This is a genomic window from Moorena producens 3L, from assembly GCF_000211815.1.
Taxonomy (GTDB): Bacteria; Cyanobacteriota; Cyanobacteriia; order Cyanobacteriales; family Coleofasciculaceae; genus Moorena; species Moorena producens.
In genome coordinates this window covers 69,195-84,937 of record NZ_GL890815.1, presented here as the reverse complement: position 1 = coordinate 84,937, position 15,743 = coordinate 69,195, and the positions used below count along the sequence as shown (strand labels likewise).

The window sequence follows — 15,743 nt, the reverse complement described above, 5'->3', positions numbered from 1 at the left end:
CTTGGTTATGTCGGGTGGGCAGTGCACCAGACAGATAATCAAGCTTGCAAAGCGCTTTGGTAGGCACTGCCCACCCTACTGCTTGGTTCATGTCGGGTGGGCAGTGCACCAGACAGATAATCAAGCTTGCAAAGCGCTTTGGTAGGCACTGCCCACCCTACTGCTTGGTTCATGTCGGGTGGGCAGTGCACCAGACAGATAATCAAGCTTGCAAAGCGCTTTGGTAGGCACTGCCTAGGCTGTTCACTCTAGGACTTGATTGATGGGATGAGTTCATGCATAATCTGTGTGAAGAGGTTGCCAGGATCTGCCCATGATACAAGGATACAAAAGCTCAATTGAGCGTCTGGCCAATTTATTTAAGCAAAGCCGTGATCGTTGGAAGCAAAGAGCGAGTGAGAAGCAAAAGAAATTGCGAGCACAAGAAATCCGGATTCGGGACTTAGAGAAAAGTCGAGCCCTGTGGAAACGACGAGCCCAGATAGCGGAAAAGGAAGTGCGAGGGTATCGTCAACAGACCTCATCCCCATCGCTTAGCCCCCTGTCTGATCAGACAGCAGTCCCCCCCCGTCCTTAGGCGGCTCTGCCACCGTTGGGATCGTTGAAACCCAAGGCACCCTGTTAGCCAGCCACCATTATGGAGCATTGACGATTAGCTTAGCCATCTCGTTTGTGGTTGAAAGTTTAAGCAGTTTCCGGGGAGCCTCGAAAAATTTTGCCCTATTGAGTCGGTTCATCGGTCAAATTTTACCGAGTTATAGTAGTATTCGGCAATGGGTATTGCGGATGGGACTATACTTGCTACAGCGTCCGTGCGAGTATCGTCACGACTGGCTATACATTGCCGATCTTACCCTGGAATTAGGGGCTCACAAATGCTTAGTAGTGTTAGGAATCAGCCAAGCTCGGTGGAAGCAAATCGTCGAGCAATCAGCTGGGAAATTGTGCTATCAGGACTTGTCACTACTAGCGTTAAAGGTCATGAAGAGCACTAAAGGAGACTTGATCTACCCCATCCTCGAAGCGGTTGGTGACCAGGTCGGGGTCCCCTTACAGCTTGTCTCAGACCAAGGCAGTGATCTCTATAAGGGCATTCGCTTATACCATCAAGCTCATCCTTCTGTGCAGGTGACCTATGATGTGACTCATCAAAGTGCCCGATTACTCAAAGGTGAGTTAGAGCTCGATCCAATCTATCAGCGCTTTGTCAGTCGGTGTACCCGTACTCGTCAACAGTTGCAGCAGAGTCGATTATCTTTTTTAAGACCACCCGCACAACGATCCAAAGCTCGATACTTCAATATTGACACCTTATTGAAGTGGGCCAAACTCGTATTGGCCTATCAGAAGCAGCAGGATTTCTCAAGGGTCAATCCTGGCTACTGCTTAGATTCGAGTGCCTTAAAAACCTTGAGTGAGCAGTTGACTACTGAGGTCAATGCGGCCTTAAAACCCCTTAAACAAAAGCCATTTCCTGACCAGAAAGCCTTTATTGAAGCCCTCAAAGGGTGTCTTTCAGAGGCAGTTTTCTGTGACGTTGGTTCCTTAATTTGCCAAACCGCTGACCTCGGTAGACGGTACTTTGAGGAAAAATTGGGTTGGGTGTCGGACTATCAGGAGGCCCTCGAACCCTTCAACCAGATGCTTTTCTTAGTGCGCACCCTCCAATACCAGCTTAAGCATCAAGGGTTTAACCAACACTCGAAAACAGACTTTATCAAACAAACAGCTGATTTAACCTTATCGAAACGATTAGAGGACTTTTTGGCCAAGTTAATTGCCTATATTGACCATGAAACCACAGCATTGCCTCCTAATCAGCCCCTACTTGCCTCTTCTGATCTCATCGAGTCTGTGTTTGGTAAATATAAACTGTTTTCCCAAAGGTCATCCCTGAAGCATATGGGGCATTTACTCTTGACACTGCCTCTGCTCACCACCCAGTTGACCTCTGAACTTGTTAAAACTGCCATGGAAACAGTTTCCTTCTGTGATGTCCAACATTGGTATCGACAGCACTTTGGAGAATCTCCCTTGGCCAAGCGTCGGGCTATTTTTCAGACTACAAAAATTGACATATAAACTGCATGAACTTTTATCGGCATAAGGGATTCAAACTCAACAGCCTAGGCACTGCCCACCCTACTGCCCACTACGATTAATGACTGAAGCAGGGGGTAGTTTCAAATCTGATTTGTAGTTATACCAATTCTGTAAATTACAGCTAGAGATCAATTTCGTCTCCCCATTTCCCCCATCTCCCCGCGCCCGATCCTGATTGAGATGGCGACAATGCAATAGTTTTACAACACCTACACCACCGATTAAACTCGCTTAACCCACTACACCCACTCCGGCTACTTTTTGTTACCACAATGCAATAGTTTTACAGCACCCACTAAACCCATTACTCCTATTTAGTCTACTACTCCTATTGCTAGCACTCCACCCATCCTTCCCCCGATACTCCTTAAGATGGCGACAATGCAATAGTTTCAAAGCGCCCACACCACATATTTAGCTCACTTAACCTACTCCACCCACTCCAGCTCCTTGCGAAAATGCAATAGTTTTTCTAATCCCTTGAATCTTCTCCAAAATGTGGTTATAATAATAGTATCGTTAAAGCAATGGTTATTGCCTCATGATGATTTCTACCGCACAAGCCGCTGAATTACTGGGTGTTTCTGCCACTCGGGTTCGTTTCCTTCTGGGCAAGGGCAGAGTCAAAGGAGCGTATAAGGTGGGTAGAACTTGGGTGATTCCTCTGTTTGATGGCATGCCAGTGGTCACCCCTGGCACTCGTGGACCAAAGCGGAATTGGTCAAAGCGTACAAATTACACGAAGGCTGTGATCCACGTTAATCAGAAAGTCATTCGCCAAAATCACAACACCGGGGAACGCAATCCAGTGATTACGGTAAAACGAGGCTCTAAAAACATTTACGGTCATACGGTAGAAGTCAATGGCCCTTGTCGGGTGATGTATCGCCCTGATAATCCGTTACATTGTGGCGCAAGGGTGTGGATTGAGACTATCTCGGATTTTCAAGTTATCTGAGCCAAGACTTTCACGGGGTGACAAGCAGCTTGAAAGCATGAACCAGCGAGGTTTGAATCACATCGACCAAGAGTAAAAAGCGATTTTTTTGATCATTTTCATAAAAATGGCAGGTATAGCATTTTTATTTGAGATGTAAACCTAAGAGGTATTTTTTTATCCAATAAAACTCCGTATATCTTTCCCCTCTTGCCTGCCCCCCTTACTAGATACCGTTGGCGAAATTAATATTTGTTTACACAAGGGTAGCAGATGGGTAACTTTAAGTTCATGCTCCCCCAGAATTGGGGGTTGGGGGGCTATAAAGACTGCTGTCTTCAGGCTGATATTTCTAAATGTTAAATTCGCCAGCAGTATCTTACTAAGGGGGGTTAGGGGGGATTCCTCTTGCCTTTTGCCTTTTTATGGAATACGTGTGTTTACAACCCAGATACAAACGCGCTTATGCGATTGACCTTTGGTCAAGCTACGCGAACGCTTAAGAACGATGAACCCTCACCCGCTTATCAGGCTTTTGCTTTCTGACCCAGGCTAAAAACTTCTGCATCTGAGGGTCATTTTTCAAAGCTTCACAGGTATTCAATTCCAGAGCTAAACGAGTATTTGGGAATAAAGCATGTATTTGTCGATGACAAGCAGGGCAAATAGTAATCGTTGGACCAGGTTTCATCTTTTTTCGCTTAGTGTTTTGTCTAGGAATCAAGTGATGAACTGTCAATCGCTCTACATCTCTTCCACAAAGTTCACAAGTCATTGATAATGATAGCAATTATTAGTTTGGTGAGCTCCAAAGTCTTAGGGAGTAGGGAGTAGGGAGTAGGGAGTAGGGAGTAGGGAGTAGTAAAGTCAGACTAGGGAACTTCGGAATAAGGAAAAAATCCTGTAGACCTCATTACTACGAGAACTGTAAAATCCTAAGTGTTTAACATCTCAAATAAAAATGCTATATCATGAAAGCTTGGTCAATAATTTCCTATCTAGTTATCGGTATACTTATCGGTGCTTTTTTAGGTATTATACTACAAAAGTCTGCTCAAGTAGACCAGTTGTTCAGACGCTACGGTATCCTCAGCACTTCTACCATTAAGGATAATCAAAGCAAACCAGTTCCTGCCAATTTTCAAGGCAATATCTCCTTATTTATTTTGGCAGGACAGTCGAATATGTCAGGAAGTGGTAAGCTGACACCTGCTAGTTCCATTACTCACCCCAGAGTTTTTGTCTTTGGAAACGATTACCGCTGGCATCTAGGCAAAGAACCGATTGATTCACCAAGTGGACAAGTTGATCACGTCTCGGAAGATAAGTCAGCTGGAGTCAGTCCAGGTATAGCATTTGCTACTGAATTGCTCAAATACGATCCTGAGCTGATTGTTGGTTTAATTCCCTGTGCTAAATGGGACACTACTATTCAACAGTGGCAAAAAAATCTAAGTGAAGATACTTTGTATGGCTCTTGCTTAAAGCGAGCCTATGCTGCTTCACCAATGGGAGAAATTCAAGGTTTACTATTCTTTCAGGGAGAAAGTGATGCCCTTAATCCTCAAGCCTACCCAAGTCGAAGATTCTTCCCTAATCAGTGGGCTGATAAATTTGTTAGGTTAGTAAAAGATTTCCGTCAAGACCTAGGGAAACCTGAGTTACCAGTAGTTTTTGCTCAAATTGGCACCACTACTGATCCAGAAAAGCTCCCGAACTGGGAAACCGTGAAAGCGCAACAGGAAACAGTCCAGTTACCAGCTACTGGGATGATTACCACAGATGACTTGGCTTTGCAAGACCATGTCCACTTGACAACGGAAAGTTATTTGATTCTTGGAAAAAGATTTGCTAAAGCGTTTTGGAAACTTACTGATCAGTGACATCATGTTTTGAATTTACTATTCGAGGATTATGGCATCAATTAATTAATGGAAACCTGGACAGTTATTTTCGTTCTAGCTATCGGTCTTTTTCTTGGTATTATTCTCCAGAAGTATTATCCAGTCGGTAAGTTGATCAGACGCTACGGTATTATTAGTCGCTTCTTAGTTAAGCGGAAATCTGAGTCTCGGGAAATCAATGTGATTCCACCAGATTTTCAAGGCAAGATGTCCCTGTTTATTTTGGCAGGACAGTCGAATATGTCCGGAACAGGTAAGCTAACACCTGCTAGTTCCGTTACTCACCCCAACGTTTTTGTCTTTGGAAACGATTACCGCTGGCATCTAGGCAAAGAACCGATTGATTCACCAAGTGGACAAGTTGATAAAGTCTCGGAAGATAAGTCAGCTGGGGTAGGTCCGGGGATGGCGTTTGCTACTGAATTATTGAAATACAATCCTGAGCTAATCATCGGTTTGATTCCTTGTGCCAAGTCTGGCACTGCCATTCAACAGTGGCAAAGAAGCCTGAGTGAGGATACCCTTTATGGCTCTTGCTTAAAGCGAGTAGGTGCTGCTTCTGTGATGGGAGAAATCACCGGTATACTTTTCTTTCAAGGGGAAAAAGATGCTCAAAAGCCTTCTCAAGACGATGAGATAACGTTTTTCCCCAATCAGTGGGCTGATAAATTTGTTACCTTGGTAAAAGATTTCCGTCAAGACTTAGGGAAACCTGAGTTACCAGTAGTTTTTGCTCAAATTGGCACCACTACTGATCCAGAAAAGCTCCCGAACTGGGAAACCGTGAAAGCGCAACAGGAAACAGTCCAGTTACCAGCTACGAGGATGATTACTACAGATGACTTGGCTTTGCAAGACTATGTCCACTTAACAACGGAAAGTTATTTGATTGTTGGAAAACGATTTGCTAAAGCATTTTGGAAACTTGTTCAAAGATAAAAGGGTATATCAAGACAGGGAAAACTAGAGGAGACGTAGCCATTGATTCCGGTCAAGCTTGATGAACATCTTATCTAAAACAGTTCCAGGGTTTTTAGTTCCAGGGTTTTTAATTGGGAGCATCGCCATCATTGCCGCAATTCCCACAGTGGTGATATCAACACCAGCTGCTAAAAATATTGCGCAACAGATTACTGTCCGGATTGATGGCCCAAAACAGGGAGGGAGTGGGATAATTGTTGAACGCCAAGCAAATATATATTATATCCTGACCAGTGCTCATGTGCTACAAAAAGCTGGCATCTACAGGATTCAAACCCCTGATGGCAATCGTTATCCTGTAGACTCCCGCTACATCAGACGGATGCCAGGGGTAGATTTAGCGATCTTACCTTTCACTAGCACCTCTAACTACCCAGTGGCTAGGTTAGGGAATTCCCAGCAAATCAGTGCAGGTCAAAGGGTTTATGTGGCTGGATGGCCCCGTTCTGGAGGTGCTTCTCAACAACGGCGGTTTATTAATAGCGAAGGACTGCTCACGGATGCTAGTTCTAAACTTCCTAGGGGATATGCTCTGAGTTATACCAATTTGGTGAGAATTGGGATGAGTGGTGGACCAGTATTAGACGATCAGGGGCGGGTAATTGGCATTAATGGTATGGTCAGATTAGTGGGCGATTCTGACACAATTGTGGCATCTGGGATTAGCATTGACACCTATTTAACCTGGCGCTCTCAGCTGAAACTGCCAACTCCTGTAAAGACTCCTCAAGTCGGTGTTTCTCCTACAGCTGCGTCTGCCAAGACCGGAACAGTTTTCTACAAGTTGACGAATACTCTCAAAGTAGGGACTGGCTCAGTGAGTTCTGTGGCGATTGGCACCGTTGCTCAAGGGAGATCAATACAAAAATCAGTACAAAAATTGATGGCCGCTAGTGGTCATAGTGATGGCACTATCTCCCTGTGGAATCTGTCCACTGGTCAATTAATTCGTACCTGGCGAGGTCACGGTGGTGCAGTGAATGCTGTGGCGATTAGTCCGGATGGTCAAACTTTAGTCAGTGGCGGTGATGACCGTATGATCAAGACCTGGAATCTTAACACGGGTAAACCTTTAAGTACCCTGACTGGACATCAAGATACAGTGGCGACTTTAGCCTTCAGTGGCGATAGCAAAACCTTAGTTAGTGGTAGCTGGGACAACACTATTAAGATTTGGCAGCTGCCTAAGGGTAAACTGTTGCATACCCTTACCGGACATTTAGGTTCGGTGAATTCTGTTGAAATCTCTCCTGATGGCAAAACCTTAGTCAGTGGTTCTCAAGATACAACTATTCGGCTGTGGAATCTAGCTACAGGTAAGTTAGTGCGTATCTTCAAGGGACATTCTCGATCGGTGTCGTCTGTAGCGATTAGTCTGGATGGGAAGACTTTAGCCAGTGGTGGAGGAGACGGCACGATTCGCTTGTGGAATCTTAACACTGGTAAATTGACTAGGACCTTGACGGGTCACACAGATGGGGTGTGGTCAGTAACGATGACTAGAGATGGAAGCACCCTGATTAGCGGTAGTTGGGATAAGACCATTAAGTTGTGGGATATGAGGAGCGCTCAGTTGAAAAGCACCTTAAATGGTCATTCGGGCTATGTTGTTGCTGTTGCTTTGAGCCAGGATGGTCAAACCCTAGTTAGTGGTGGTTGGGATCAGCAGATTAGAATTTGGAGCAAGCAAATATCTAATTAACCTGAGTTCAAGATAAGCGATTCGGCAAAGCCGACGCTTGGCCGTAGGCCACGCCAAAGGCGAACGCGAACGCACTCCTAAAGCAGTAATTGATAGCAAAGGGAACAGCGGATCTGGGAACAGGGAGCAGGGAGTAGGGAGTAGGGAGTAGGGAACAAAAATTATCACAATTCCTACACGGATTGCTAGATATCTGGTTAAAATTGGGTTCTGTTAATTGATAGGGTTGATCGCACTTATGAAGTAGAGTCTTTTTTGACGCTGATTCCCTTAAAACCCTCTTGACTATTGCCTATTGCCTATTGCCTATTGCCTTAAAAGGATAAGCAATGTCGCTCAAACGTTGCTGATAATTGCTATAAAAAATTGCTATAATAGATTTAGGTGTTGTCTACACCATTAACCGGTCAAATAATCCCAGGCTTTAATAAATTCAACAATTTGGCTCACTGGAGGCAGGGTTGATACTGGTCTTGATGGTGTTGTAGTGTCTTCAGATTGCTCGCTCCAGCTTGATTGATTCATCAGATACTTCCCAAAATCTTGATTAGAATAAATACTTAATGAGTAGTCTCTAGAGTTAGTAATAATTGTCTGAGTCGGAGCAATAAAAAAGTTAGCCGATGATTTAATTTCTGGTGCTAACTTAACGGTTTTAATTGGTTTAATCTGCTCAATAGCTTGGCAAATATTTGTAATTAATTTATTGATTTGCTGTTTGTTTTGATTACTTAAAGTGTATATTGATCGTGAGGGTAGGCTATTTAATAGGGTCACAATATTGCGATGAGTTTGACCTCCATCTTTGAAGGGGACAATGGCCAAGTAAGCGATAATGAATAAGTCAGCGTTGTTGCTCGTAAAGGTAATGGTTGTTCTGCGGACACCCACCTCAATGCTGGGCGGTTGATTGAGGACTTCAGAAACATTGGCTATCTGATTATAAATCGAGGCTAAAGCCAAATTCCCTTTGAGGTCTAATGGTGTATCAACGATAATCTTTACTGTTGGGAGGGTCTCGTTGAAAAAGGTTTTGGCAGCTTCGGAAGACAGATGGATAATTTGACTTTGATCACCATCGGGACTTAAGTCAACCCATTCACAGATCAGTCCTTCGGTTTTGAGACCAAACCGGGAAACAGCATATAGTTTTGCCCCAGTCAGGGTAGCACCAGTCAAATCCGCTCCAATCCAATTGGCTTTAATCAGCCTGGCCTTACTAAGATCAGCGTGTACTAAACTGGTATTAACTAAATTGGCATTGCTCAAATCAGCCCCAACTAAGGTAGCTCCACTTAATTTAGCGTTGCTCAGATCAGCCCAACTGAGGTTTGCTCCACTTAAATCAGCCCAGCGTAGATTTGCCCCACTGAGATCAGCTCCCCTAAAATTGGCACAGGTGAGATTTCCTTGTCTGATTTCAACCCCTTTGAGATTGCTACCACTGAAATCGGCTTTGTGCAGATTTGTTCCGTTTAAGTGCGCTCCCTTCAAATTGGCTTGACTAAGGGTTGCCCCCCCTAGATTGGCTTCATTGAAGGTAGCGCGGCTGAGATTGGCTTGTCTGAGGGTGGCTTCTCGTAAATCAGCACCAGAGAGGTTTGCCCCAGTTAGATTTGCTCCACTTAGGGAACCACGAACCATCTCAGCACGAATCAGTGATGCCTGAATCAGTTGGGCACCTCTTAAATCAGCCCGAATCAAATTTGCGACATTGAGCTTTGCTTGTGTTAACTTGGCTTTATAGAGATTGGCACCACTGAGTCTAGCAATGTTTAAGTTGGCTCGGCGGAGGTTTGTGCCGCTCAAGTTAGCACCACTTAAGTTAGTTATACTCAGGTTAGCTTCACTCAAGTCGGCACCACTAAGAGTAGCGCCGCTTAGGTTCAGTTCCGTAAGATCCGCAGCTGTAAAATCTCTTACCCCTGCTGCATATTGTTGGATAATTTCCCTGACATTCATTACAATCTAACAAAAATTAATATTTATCATGGCATAGGCTCAATCTGGGTGAGAGATAATGAAAATTGGTATTGTAGGACTGGGATTGATGGGTGGGTCCCTGGGATTGGACTTGAGAGCACAAGGTCATCAGGTCTTGGGAGTCTCTCGTCAACCAAAAACCTGTCGATTCGCACTTGATCACGGCATTGTTGATGATGCGAGTATTGACTTAAGTATCCTAGCCACAGCAGAGGTTGTGTTTATTTGCACCCCAATAGCCGCGATCGCCTCTACTGTCAAGCATTTAGTCAACTATCTTTACAAGGATACCGTAATCACTGATATTGGTTCGGTCAAAATGCCAGTGGTTAGAGAAATAGCTCCCCTGTGGGAAAATTTTGTAGGTGGTCATCCGATGTCAGGAAGGGAATACAGTGGTGTGGAAGCTGCGGTGTCGAATCTATTTGTAGGAAACCCTTATGTACTGACCCCGATTGAGACAACACCACAACCAGCACTTGAGAAGGTGGAGGAGATTGTGCGATCGCTTAAGTCATTGGTTTACATCACAAGCCCGGAAAACCATGACCAAGCGGTAGCATGGATTTCTCATCTACCGGTGATGGTGAGTGGGAGTTTGATTGATGCTTGTATGCAGGAGACTGACCCAGTGGTTTTGAGGTTAGCCCAACAGTTAGCTAGTTCTGGTTTTCGTGATACTAGCCGTGTGGGGGGTGGTAATCCAGAACTGCGAGTAATGATGGCTCGTTACAATCAGGAGTCGATAATGCGTACGCTTGTAGGGTATCGCGATCGCCTTGACCAGATAATTGAGGTGATTGAACAGGAAGATTGGTCGAGTCTGGAAACAATCTTTGAAACTACTCACGTAGCGCGGAAAAAATTTGTTTCCTGAGTTTGTTTAGTTTGTTATTGAGGTAATTAAAAAGCGATCGCACCAACAATAACCTCAGTGGTTGAGTTCTGGGAGAAGGAATGGAGATATTTTGACTGCTATGTTATATTTATCCGTGGTAATAATAACATAGAAATACAGAAGTTCAGAATTTGGAAGAACGCTGATTAAGGTTAGCTCTCACATTACAAAACATTAGTGGTGGTTTGCGTATGCTCTCTAAATTTAGTGATACCGCAAATCAATTAACTGTTGTACAAACTTTTCGTTCCTAACTATTTCCAATCCCTTGACCTCCCAACCAACCCGTTGTCCAAGCACTCTGAAAATTAAATCCCCCGGTAATTCCATCAATATCGAGAATTTCCCCAGCAAAGTAAAGACCTGGACATTGGCGGCTTTCCATAGTCTTGAAATTAACCTGTTTGAGACTAACACCACCACAAGTAACAAACTCTTCCTTAAAAACTCCTTTACCTTGAATCAAATAGCGTCCTTGAGTCAGTTCTTGAACTAACTGATGTACGGTTTTTTTCGATAACTCAGCCCAACGGTTTTGTGCTCCCACTCCCACACTAGTCACTAAGCTCACCCAAAGGCGCTTTGGGATAGGAATAGGACAACTAGTAGTAATGAAGCGTCGAGGTAACTGGGATTTAACATCGAGGAGTAATTTACGCAATCGGTCTGGGTTGTAATCAGGAAGCCAATTGACCAACAACGGCATTTGATAATGGTGTTCGTGCAACACTCTCGCCCCCCAAGCAGAAAGCTTGAGTACCGCTGGACCACTTAAACCCCAGTGGGTAATTAGCAATGGTCCCGTTTGTTCCTTCAAAGTTTTACCAGCATCGGGTAATTTGAGGCAGACCTGTTTAACACTCACCCCAGCTAAATCCTGTAAACGAGAGTCTGGGATATTAAAGGTGAATAGAGAAGGAACCGGGGTTTCGATGGTATGACCTAAGGCTTTTGCCCAACGGTAGCCTAGGGGATTGCTACCAGTAGCAATCAAAACGCGATCGCATTTTATAGTCTCACCATTCCTCAACCCAATTTCAAATCCTCCTGGGGTCTGGTGTGGGGTGTCAGGAGTCGGGTGTTGGGAAGATTGCCGAGAGATCCACTTAACGGGATTACTAGTGCGAATCGTCACCCCTGCCCTCTTAGCCACTTGTAAGAGACAATCAACAATAGTTTCAGAACTATCAGTAATCGGAAACATCCTGCCATCCGTCTCAGTTTTCAGCTCAACACCGTGAGCCCCAAACCAAGCAATGGTATCCTTCGGTTGAAAGCGAGTGTAAGCTCCTCGCAATGCTTTGCTTCCCCTCGGGTAAGCTTGCACCAACTGGGCTGGGTCAAAGCAAGCATGAGTAACATTACAGCGTCCACCACCAGAGATGCGCACCTTCGATAATGGATGGCGTGAGGCTTCTAGCAGAGTGACATTGGTATGGGGATGAGTCGTTGCACAGGTAATTGCCCCAAAAAAACCAGCGGCTCCACCACCAATGACTACGACATTGAGATTTTGTGAATTATCCAAGGGAATCGGGAATCGGGAATCGGGAATCGGGAATCGGGAATCGGGAATCGGGAATTGGAAACAGGGAAAAAATCTGGTTTACCTTATTACTATCAGAACCGATAATTACCCTTAATCAAAATCTCCCCATCTCCCCATCTCCCCATTTCCCCATACTTCCATCTCTTTACCTTTTGCCTTCAAATCCTAGGATCGTCCTGGCAAATAGTACTTAAAGTCCCTTGAGCCTTGATAGTCAGTGACATTAGCCAATTCTTCTAGAGTTTGGACACCAGGGAGTAATTCGCCATTAATTTGCCAAGTAGGATAGGATTGAATTCCAGCAGCGATACAGGCTTCTGTCTGAGCATTTTTGCCATCACGAGCACACTCTATATAATCTATTTGAGAGAATGCCTGTTTTCCAAACAGTTGCTTCTGCTCATAGCAGTGTGGACACCAGTAAGCTCCGTATTTCTTAGCACCAACCTCAGTCAAATGACGCGCCAGATCAATTTCTGATTGACCAGAGGTTGTGGTAACTTTCCAGCCACCAATAGCTGCGTTTGGCGCACCAGAGGCTGTGGGAATTGGACCACCATTGTCTGCTGATGTGGCCACGGATTCTCCAACATTAGCATAAACTCCTAAGGTACCCACCAAGGTGATCATGCCCACGATCATACCGATAAAGAAAATTTGACCAATATCTTCCCAACTGCGACCCACAAGGGTTAGGACTAGCAGGCTAATGGCAAATAATGCTGAACTGATGCAGTATAGACATACTGCTTGGATCTCAAACGCTAGCAAGTACATCAAGTAGCTACTGAAAACTGTCATAGCTGCTGCACCTGCCAACAGCAATAACCAAGTCCAATTTTCTAGTTTTGAGCGAAGTCCCTTCTTTGGGTCTCCCTTGACTAACAACGGAGCCAAGGCAAATGTAGCCATACTGGTGTATGCCAGGAAGCCAAACAAGGTTAGTGGCTGACCAAATATACTAGCATAAGGGCTGGAAAGGACATCATTACAGCTAGAAGCATTACCTGCACCCGCGCTGCAAACTGCAGTACCACCTGTCAGTTTAACCACAGTCAGATAAGCAGTTAACAGGGCACCCACGACAGCGATCGCAGCAATCAGCTGACGGGACCAACGATAAATCCAGGGGGCAGAACGCCTGCGACTCACACTCATAATCTAGATAATTAGGAATAGGGGTTGCTTGAAAGTTCTAACTACTACGTTATCAAGTCAAACAACCAATAGACAGAAACCAAGGTGAGATACTGTTGATGCTCAACCTTGAACCTACCCTAGGGGAACGCCAAGGGCCAACAACATTTTTTAATTTAGAATGTAGAATTTAGAATTTAGAATTCTACATTCTGCATTCTACATTCTGCATTCTGACAGACAACCTACCCTAAGGGAACGCCTAGGGCGAACAACCTTCAACCGGCCAACCTTCAACCGGCCAACCTTCAACCGGCCAACCTTCAACCGGCCAACCTTCAACCTTCAACGGTCAAACAATTGGTTTTTGTTCTTGTTTAGCAGACACACTACTGCGTACTGCTTCCACAAATTGACTGACCCGAATCGGGTCAATAGGTTGATCAATTTGTCCACGACGCTTGAGGGAACTAGAAACAATTACCCCATCAGCATATTGCATCAGGGTGGAAATATTTTCCCAATTAGCGCCACTGCCAATAAACACTGGTTTGCCCTTAGCCGCCGCCGAGGCTAACACCAGGTCTTGGGGATTAGTAGGAGTACCGGTTCCCCAGCCAGATAGAATCACACCATCAGCTAACCCCCGCTCTATAGTTTCTTGTACAGCTATGGTGATATTCGGTGATTCCAAAGGTTGTCCATGTTTAACCAGAACATCAGCAAGAATCTTAACATCACTACCCAGTGCCCGACGGTAGCGCAAGAGTGTATGAGCCTGTCCCTCAATTAAGCCCTGATCTGTTGCCATAATCCCAGTCAGAACATTAACGCGGATAAATTTAGCCCCTACACAAGTAGCAATTGCCAAAGCACTATGAGCATCATTGCGTAAAATATTGATCCCTATTGGTATGGGAACCAGGTTCATCAGTCGCTGGACTATGATCGTCATGGTACTGACTACTGCTGGATCGACCTGGTTTTTGGTAAATGGGGCGTCGAAAAAATTCTCAACAATCACCCCATCCACTCCACCAGAGCCTAAGGCGGTGACCTCTTGCTCGGCTCGGTCAATCACAGCTTGCAGGCTACCGCCCCAGCGCGGGGAAGTAGGGAGTGGCAGCAAATGCACAACTCCTATGATTGGATTCGGTGTCTGGAAAATTTGCTCTAAGTTCACAATCCTGGGATGTTTGGAAGCCCCATCTCATCAGGGAGCGGGGAGGAAAAGGTACAGATAGAGCGGACCAGCGCCCCCTGTAGAAAACTTGGGAATTGAGAGTAGGGTCGGATGCCGTTTCTGGCATCGGTCTACCACTGGCATTAATGGTGCGGTGCGACAAGGCGCGAGGTTCAACGCCCACACCGAACGCGCACCAAGAGAAAAGCTATGGTGCTTACTCTTTTGATCAAACCTGGGATTTAGTTCGACCGGTTGCTAAAACCAGTCGCTCAAACCAATTGTATCGGTCAGTGCTATCCCCAAAGCAAGCACCAAAATTCCTGAAGACCATTTCTAGTGGTGCTAGGTTAACAGCGGTGCGACAGCGATGCAGCGAGGTAGCGCGGTCTTGGGGGGAACCCCCACTCGCGCTTTGCATCAAGACAAGGCGCGAGGTTCCCTCGCCAAGGGAACGCGCACCAAGAGAGAGGTTAGCCGTAAAACTACTGCATCTGTTTTTGATGCGTACTTATTCTAGGTCAAAGGTAAAATAGGATTATATATATTACCAGTAGATTGTACCGATACTTTTTAGCTACCAAAGTCTACCAAGATAGACCCTAGCCCGCCAATGCAAGATGCTTTCACATCCAGGGGGTATCTCCGCGCTTCTCTGACGGAATATCCCGCGAGCGCCATAAAAATTCCAAAAAATTTGGTTCCACCGTAGGTCGAGAGCGCAACTATTAAACCCTTGGTTTTCGGCTTTAATTTAAGTTACATAATAATCCCTGTCGGTGTTACCCTAATTCAATTCTAACAAATAATAAGAGTTTTTGGTAGACTCTGCAACATTTTCTCTAGCTGTTTACTAACCTTTGTCCTGTCAACTTTGAGCTTTCCGACCGCAATTGCTTAACAGCCGAGATCAGCACTACTCGATTTAATAACTGTAGTAGCGCTCCCCCGCTCCCCCATAGAGGAATATTACCAACGGGGGTCTGTTGGAGTCACGATCCCGACGATGGCATGATTGGCTGTGGGGAATATTTTTAGATTTCCTAATTTTTTTTTGAATATTTTAATAAAATTTAATTTACAATTAGTGTATAGGTTTTGATAGTGAAATCAACATGGAACATCAGTACTAGTAAATTAGGAGAGCAGATTAGGAGTTGAGCACATCACTGACACACCAAACTCAATCACACCAAGCTCAATCACACCAAGCTCAATCACACTAAGCTCAATCACACCAAGCTCAATCACACCAAGCTCAATCACACCAAGCTCAATCACACCAAGCTCAATCAATGGTGTAAGGTGCGGCTATTGGGCAGTAGGTTATGTGACTAAGCTGTAGTACAATATAAGATGATGAATG

At 44.9% G+C, this 15,743-nt stretch carries 14 protein-coding genes and 1 pseudogene; 10 read left to right on the top strand and 5 right to left on the bottom strand.

Annotation, left to right across the window (positions count from 1 at the left end):
- Positions 1 to 313: 313 nt before the first annotated feature.
- The 3 genes from LYNGBM3L_RS00335 to LYNGBM3L_RS00320 all read left to right on the top strand — a co-directional run bounded on the left by LYNGBM3L_RS00335 (position 314) and on the right by LYNGBM3L_RS00320 (position 3,061).
- Complete coding sequence (locus LYNGBM3L_RS00335; protein WP_008177637.1) at positions 314 to 577, top strand: hypothetical protein; 264 nt, start codon at positions 314 to 316, stop codon at positions 575 to 577.
- Positions 578 to 645: 68 nt separating this feature from the next.
- Positions 646 to 2,082: a hypothetical protein gene (locus LYNGBM3L_RS45325; RefSeq protein ID WP_008177632.1), complete on the top strand. Its 1,437-nt coding sequence runs from the start codon at positions 646 to 648 to the stop codon at positions 2,080 to 2,082.
- A gap of 562 nt (positions 2,083 to 2,644) precedes the next feature.
- Positions 2,645 to 3,061 carry a helix-turn-helix domain-containing protein gene (locus LYNGBM3L_RS00320; protein ID WP_008177630.1) on the top strand — a complete coding sequence of 139 codons (417 nt, stop codon included), beginning with the start codon at positions 2,645 to 2,647 and terminating at the stop codon, positions 3,059 to 3,061.
- Between the two features lie 478 nt (positions 3,062 to 3,539).
- Here the strand turns inward: LYNGBM3L_RS00320 and LYNGBM3L_RS00315 are convergent, their stop codons facing one another.
- Entirely contained in the window at positions 3,540 to 3,815 is a 276-nt protein-coding gene (locus LYNGBM3L_RS00315) for an HNH endonuclease (protein ID WP_008177627.1), read from the bottom strand.
- Between the two features lie 196 nt (positions 3,816 to 4,011).
- Between LYNGBM3L_RS00315 and LYNGBM3L_RS00310 the strand changes: the two genes are divergently transcribed.
- The 3 genes from LYNGBM3L_RS00310 (at position 4,012) to LYNGBM3L_RS00300 (ending at position 7,627) form a co-directional block, all read left to right on the top strand.
- Positions 4,012 to 4,923: a sialate O-acetylesterase gene (locus LYNGBM3L_RS00310; protein ID WP_008177625.1), complete on the top strand. Its 912-nt coding sequence runs from the start codon at positions 4,012 to 4,014 to the stop codon at positions 4,921 to 4,923.
- A 48-nt stretch (positions 4,924 to 4,971) separates the two neighbouring features.
- Positions 4,972 to 5,883 (top strand): sialate O-acetylesterase, encoded by a 912-nt coding sequence (locus LYNGBM3L_RS00305; protein WP_008177623.1) that lies wholly within the window; start codon positions 4,972 to 4,974, stop codon positions 5,881 to 5,883.
- Between the two features lie 61 nt (positions 5,884 to 5,944).
- Complete coding sequence (locus LYNGBM3L_RS00300; RefSeq protein ID WP_008177620.1) at positions 5,945 to 7,627, top strand: trypsin-like peptidase domain-containing protein; 1,683 nt, start codon at positions 5,945 to 5,947, stop codon at positions 7,625 to 7,627.
- A gap of 399 nt (positions 7,628 to 8,026) precedes the next feature.
- Here the strand turns inward: LYNGBM3L_RS00300 and LYNGBM3L_RS00295 are convergent, their stop codons facing one another.
- On the bottom strand, positions 8,027 to 9,589 hold the full coding sequence (locus LYNGBM3L_RS00295) for a pentapeptide repeat-containing protein (protein WP_008177617.1): 1,563 nt from the start codon (positions 9,587 to 9,589) through the stop codon (positions 8,027 to 8,029).
- 58 nt (positions 9,590 to 9,647) lie between these two features.
- Between LYNGBM3L_RS00295 and LYNGBM3L_RS00290 the strand changes: the two genes are divergently transcribed.
- A complete protein-coding gene (locus LYNGBM3L_RS00290) occupies positions 9,648 to 10,487 on the top strand; it encodes a prephenate/arogenate dehydrogenase (RefSeq protein ID WP_008177615.1) in 840 nt (279 codons plus the stop codon).
- 271 nt (positions 10,488 to 10,758) lie between these two features.
- On the opposite strand, the gene LYNGBM3L_RS00285 is transcribed toward LYNGBM3L_RS00290, so the two are convergent.
- A complete protein-coding gene (locus LYNGBM3L_RS00285) occupies positions 10,759 to 12,036 on the bottom strand; it encodes a BaiN/RdsA family NAD(P)/FAD-dependent oxidoreductase (protein ID WP_008177613.1) in 1,278 nt (425 codons plus the stop codon).
- Here LYNGBM3L_RS00285 and LYNGBM3L_RS35625 point away from each other — a divergent pair.
- Complete coding sequence (locus tag LYNGBM3L_RS35625) at positions 12,024 to 12,251, top strand: hypothetical protein (protein WP_071986764.1); 228 nt, start codon at positions 12,024 to 12,026, stop codon at positions 12,249 to 12,251. The two genes, LYNGBM3L_RS00285 and LYNGBM3L_RS35625, sit on opposite strands and share 13 nt — an antisense overlap.
- Here the strand turns inward: LYNGBM3L_RS35625 and LYNGBM3L_RS00280 are convergent.
- Positions 12,223 to 13,215, bottom strand: a complete 993-nt coding sequence (locus LYNGBM3L_RS00280) for a vitamin K epoxide reductase family protein (protein ID WP_008177610.1) — start codon at positions 13,213 to 13,215, stop codon at positions 12,223 to 12,225. The genes LYNGBM3L_RS35625 and LYNGBM3L_RS00280 overlap by 29 nt on opposite strands.
- Positions 13,216 to 13,546: 331 nt before the next feature.
- Entirely contained in the window at positions 13,547 to 14,377 is an 831-nt protein-coding gene (gene btpA / locus LYNGBM3L_RS00275; RefSeq protein WP_008177609.1) for a photosystem I biogenesis protein BtpA, read from the bottom strand.
- Positions 14,378 to 14,472: 95 nt separating this feature from the next.
- On the opposite strand from btpA, the gene LYNGBM3L_RS39325 reads away from it, so the two are divergent.
- Both LYNGBM3L_RS39325 and LYNGBM3L_RS49660 read left to right on the top strand, forming a co-directional pair.
- Positions 14,473 to 14,913 carry a hypothetical protein gene (locus LYNGBM3L_RS39325; RefSeq protein ID WP_131827034.1) on the top strand — a complete coding sequence of 147 codons (441 nt, stop codon included), beginning with the start codon at positions 14,473 to 14,475 and terminating at the stop codon, positions 14,911 to 14,913.
- Positions 14,914 to 15,613: 700 nt separating this feature from the next.
- A pseudogene (locus LYNGBM3L_RS49660) lies at positions 15,614 to 15,715 on the top strand (hypothetical protein); the annotation flags it as partial.
- Positions 15,716 to 15,743 lie beyond the last annotated feature (28 nt).

Coding starts and splice junctions, on each gene's coding strand:
- LYNGBM3L_RS00315 (WP_008177627.1), bottom strand. CDS start 3,815: ATGACTTGTGAACTTTGTGGAAGAGATGTAGAGCGATTGACAGTTCAT.
- LYNGBM3L_RS00280 (WP_008177610.1), bottom strand. CDS start 13,215: ATGAGTGTGAGTCGCAGGCGTTCTGCCCCCTGGATTTATCGTTGGTCC.
- LYNGBM3L_RS00305 (WP_008177623.1), top strand. CDS start 4,972: ATGGAAACCTGGACAGTTATTTTCGTTCTAGCTATCGGTCTTTTTCTT.
- LYNGBM3L_RS00290 (WP_008177615.1), top strand. CDS start 9,648: ATGAAAATTGGTATTGTAGGACTGGGATTGATGGGTGGGTCCCTGGGA.
- LYNGBM3L_RS00320 (WP_008177630.1), top strand. CDS start 2,645: ATGATGATTTCTACCGCACAAGCCGCTGAATTACTGGGTGTTTCTGCC.
- LYNGBM3L_RS00310 (WP_008177625.1), top strand. CDS start 4,012: ATGAAAGCTTGGTCAATAATTTCCTATCTAGTTATCGGTATACTTATC.
- LYNGBM3L_RS00295 (WP_008177617.1), bottom strand. CDS start 9,589: ATGAATGTCAGGGAAATTATCCAACAATATGCAGCAGGGGTAAGAGAT.
- LYNGBM3L_RS00300 (WP_008177620.1), top strand. CDS start 5,945: ATGAACATCTTATCTAAAACAGTTCCAGGGTTTTTAGTTCCAGGGTTT.
- LYNGBM3L_RS00335 (WP_008177637.1), top strand. CDS start 314: ATGATACAAGGATACAAAAGCTCAATTGAGCGTCTGGCCAATTTATTT.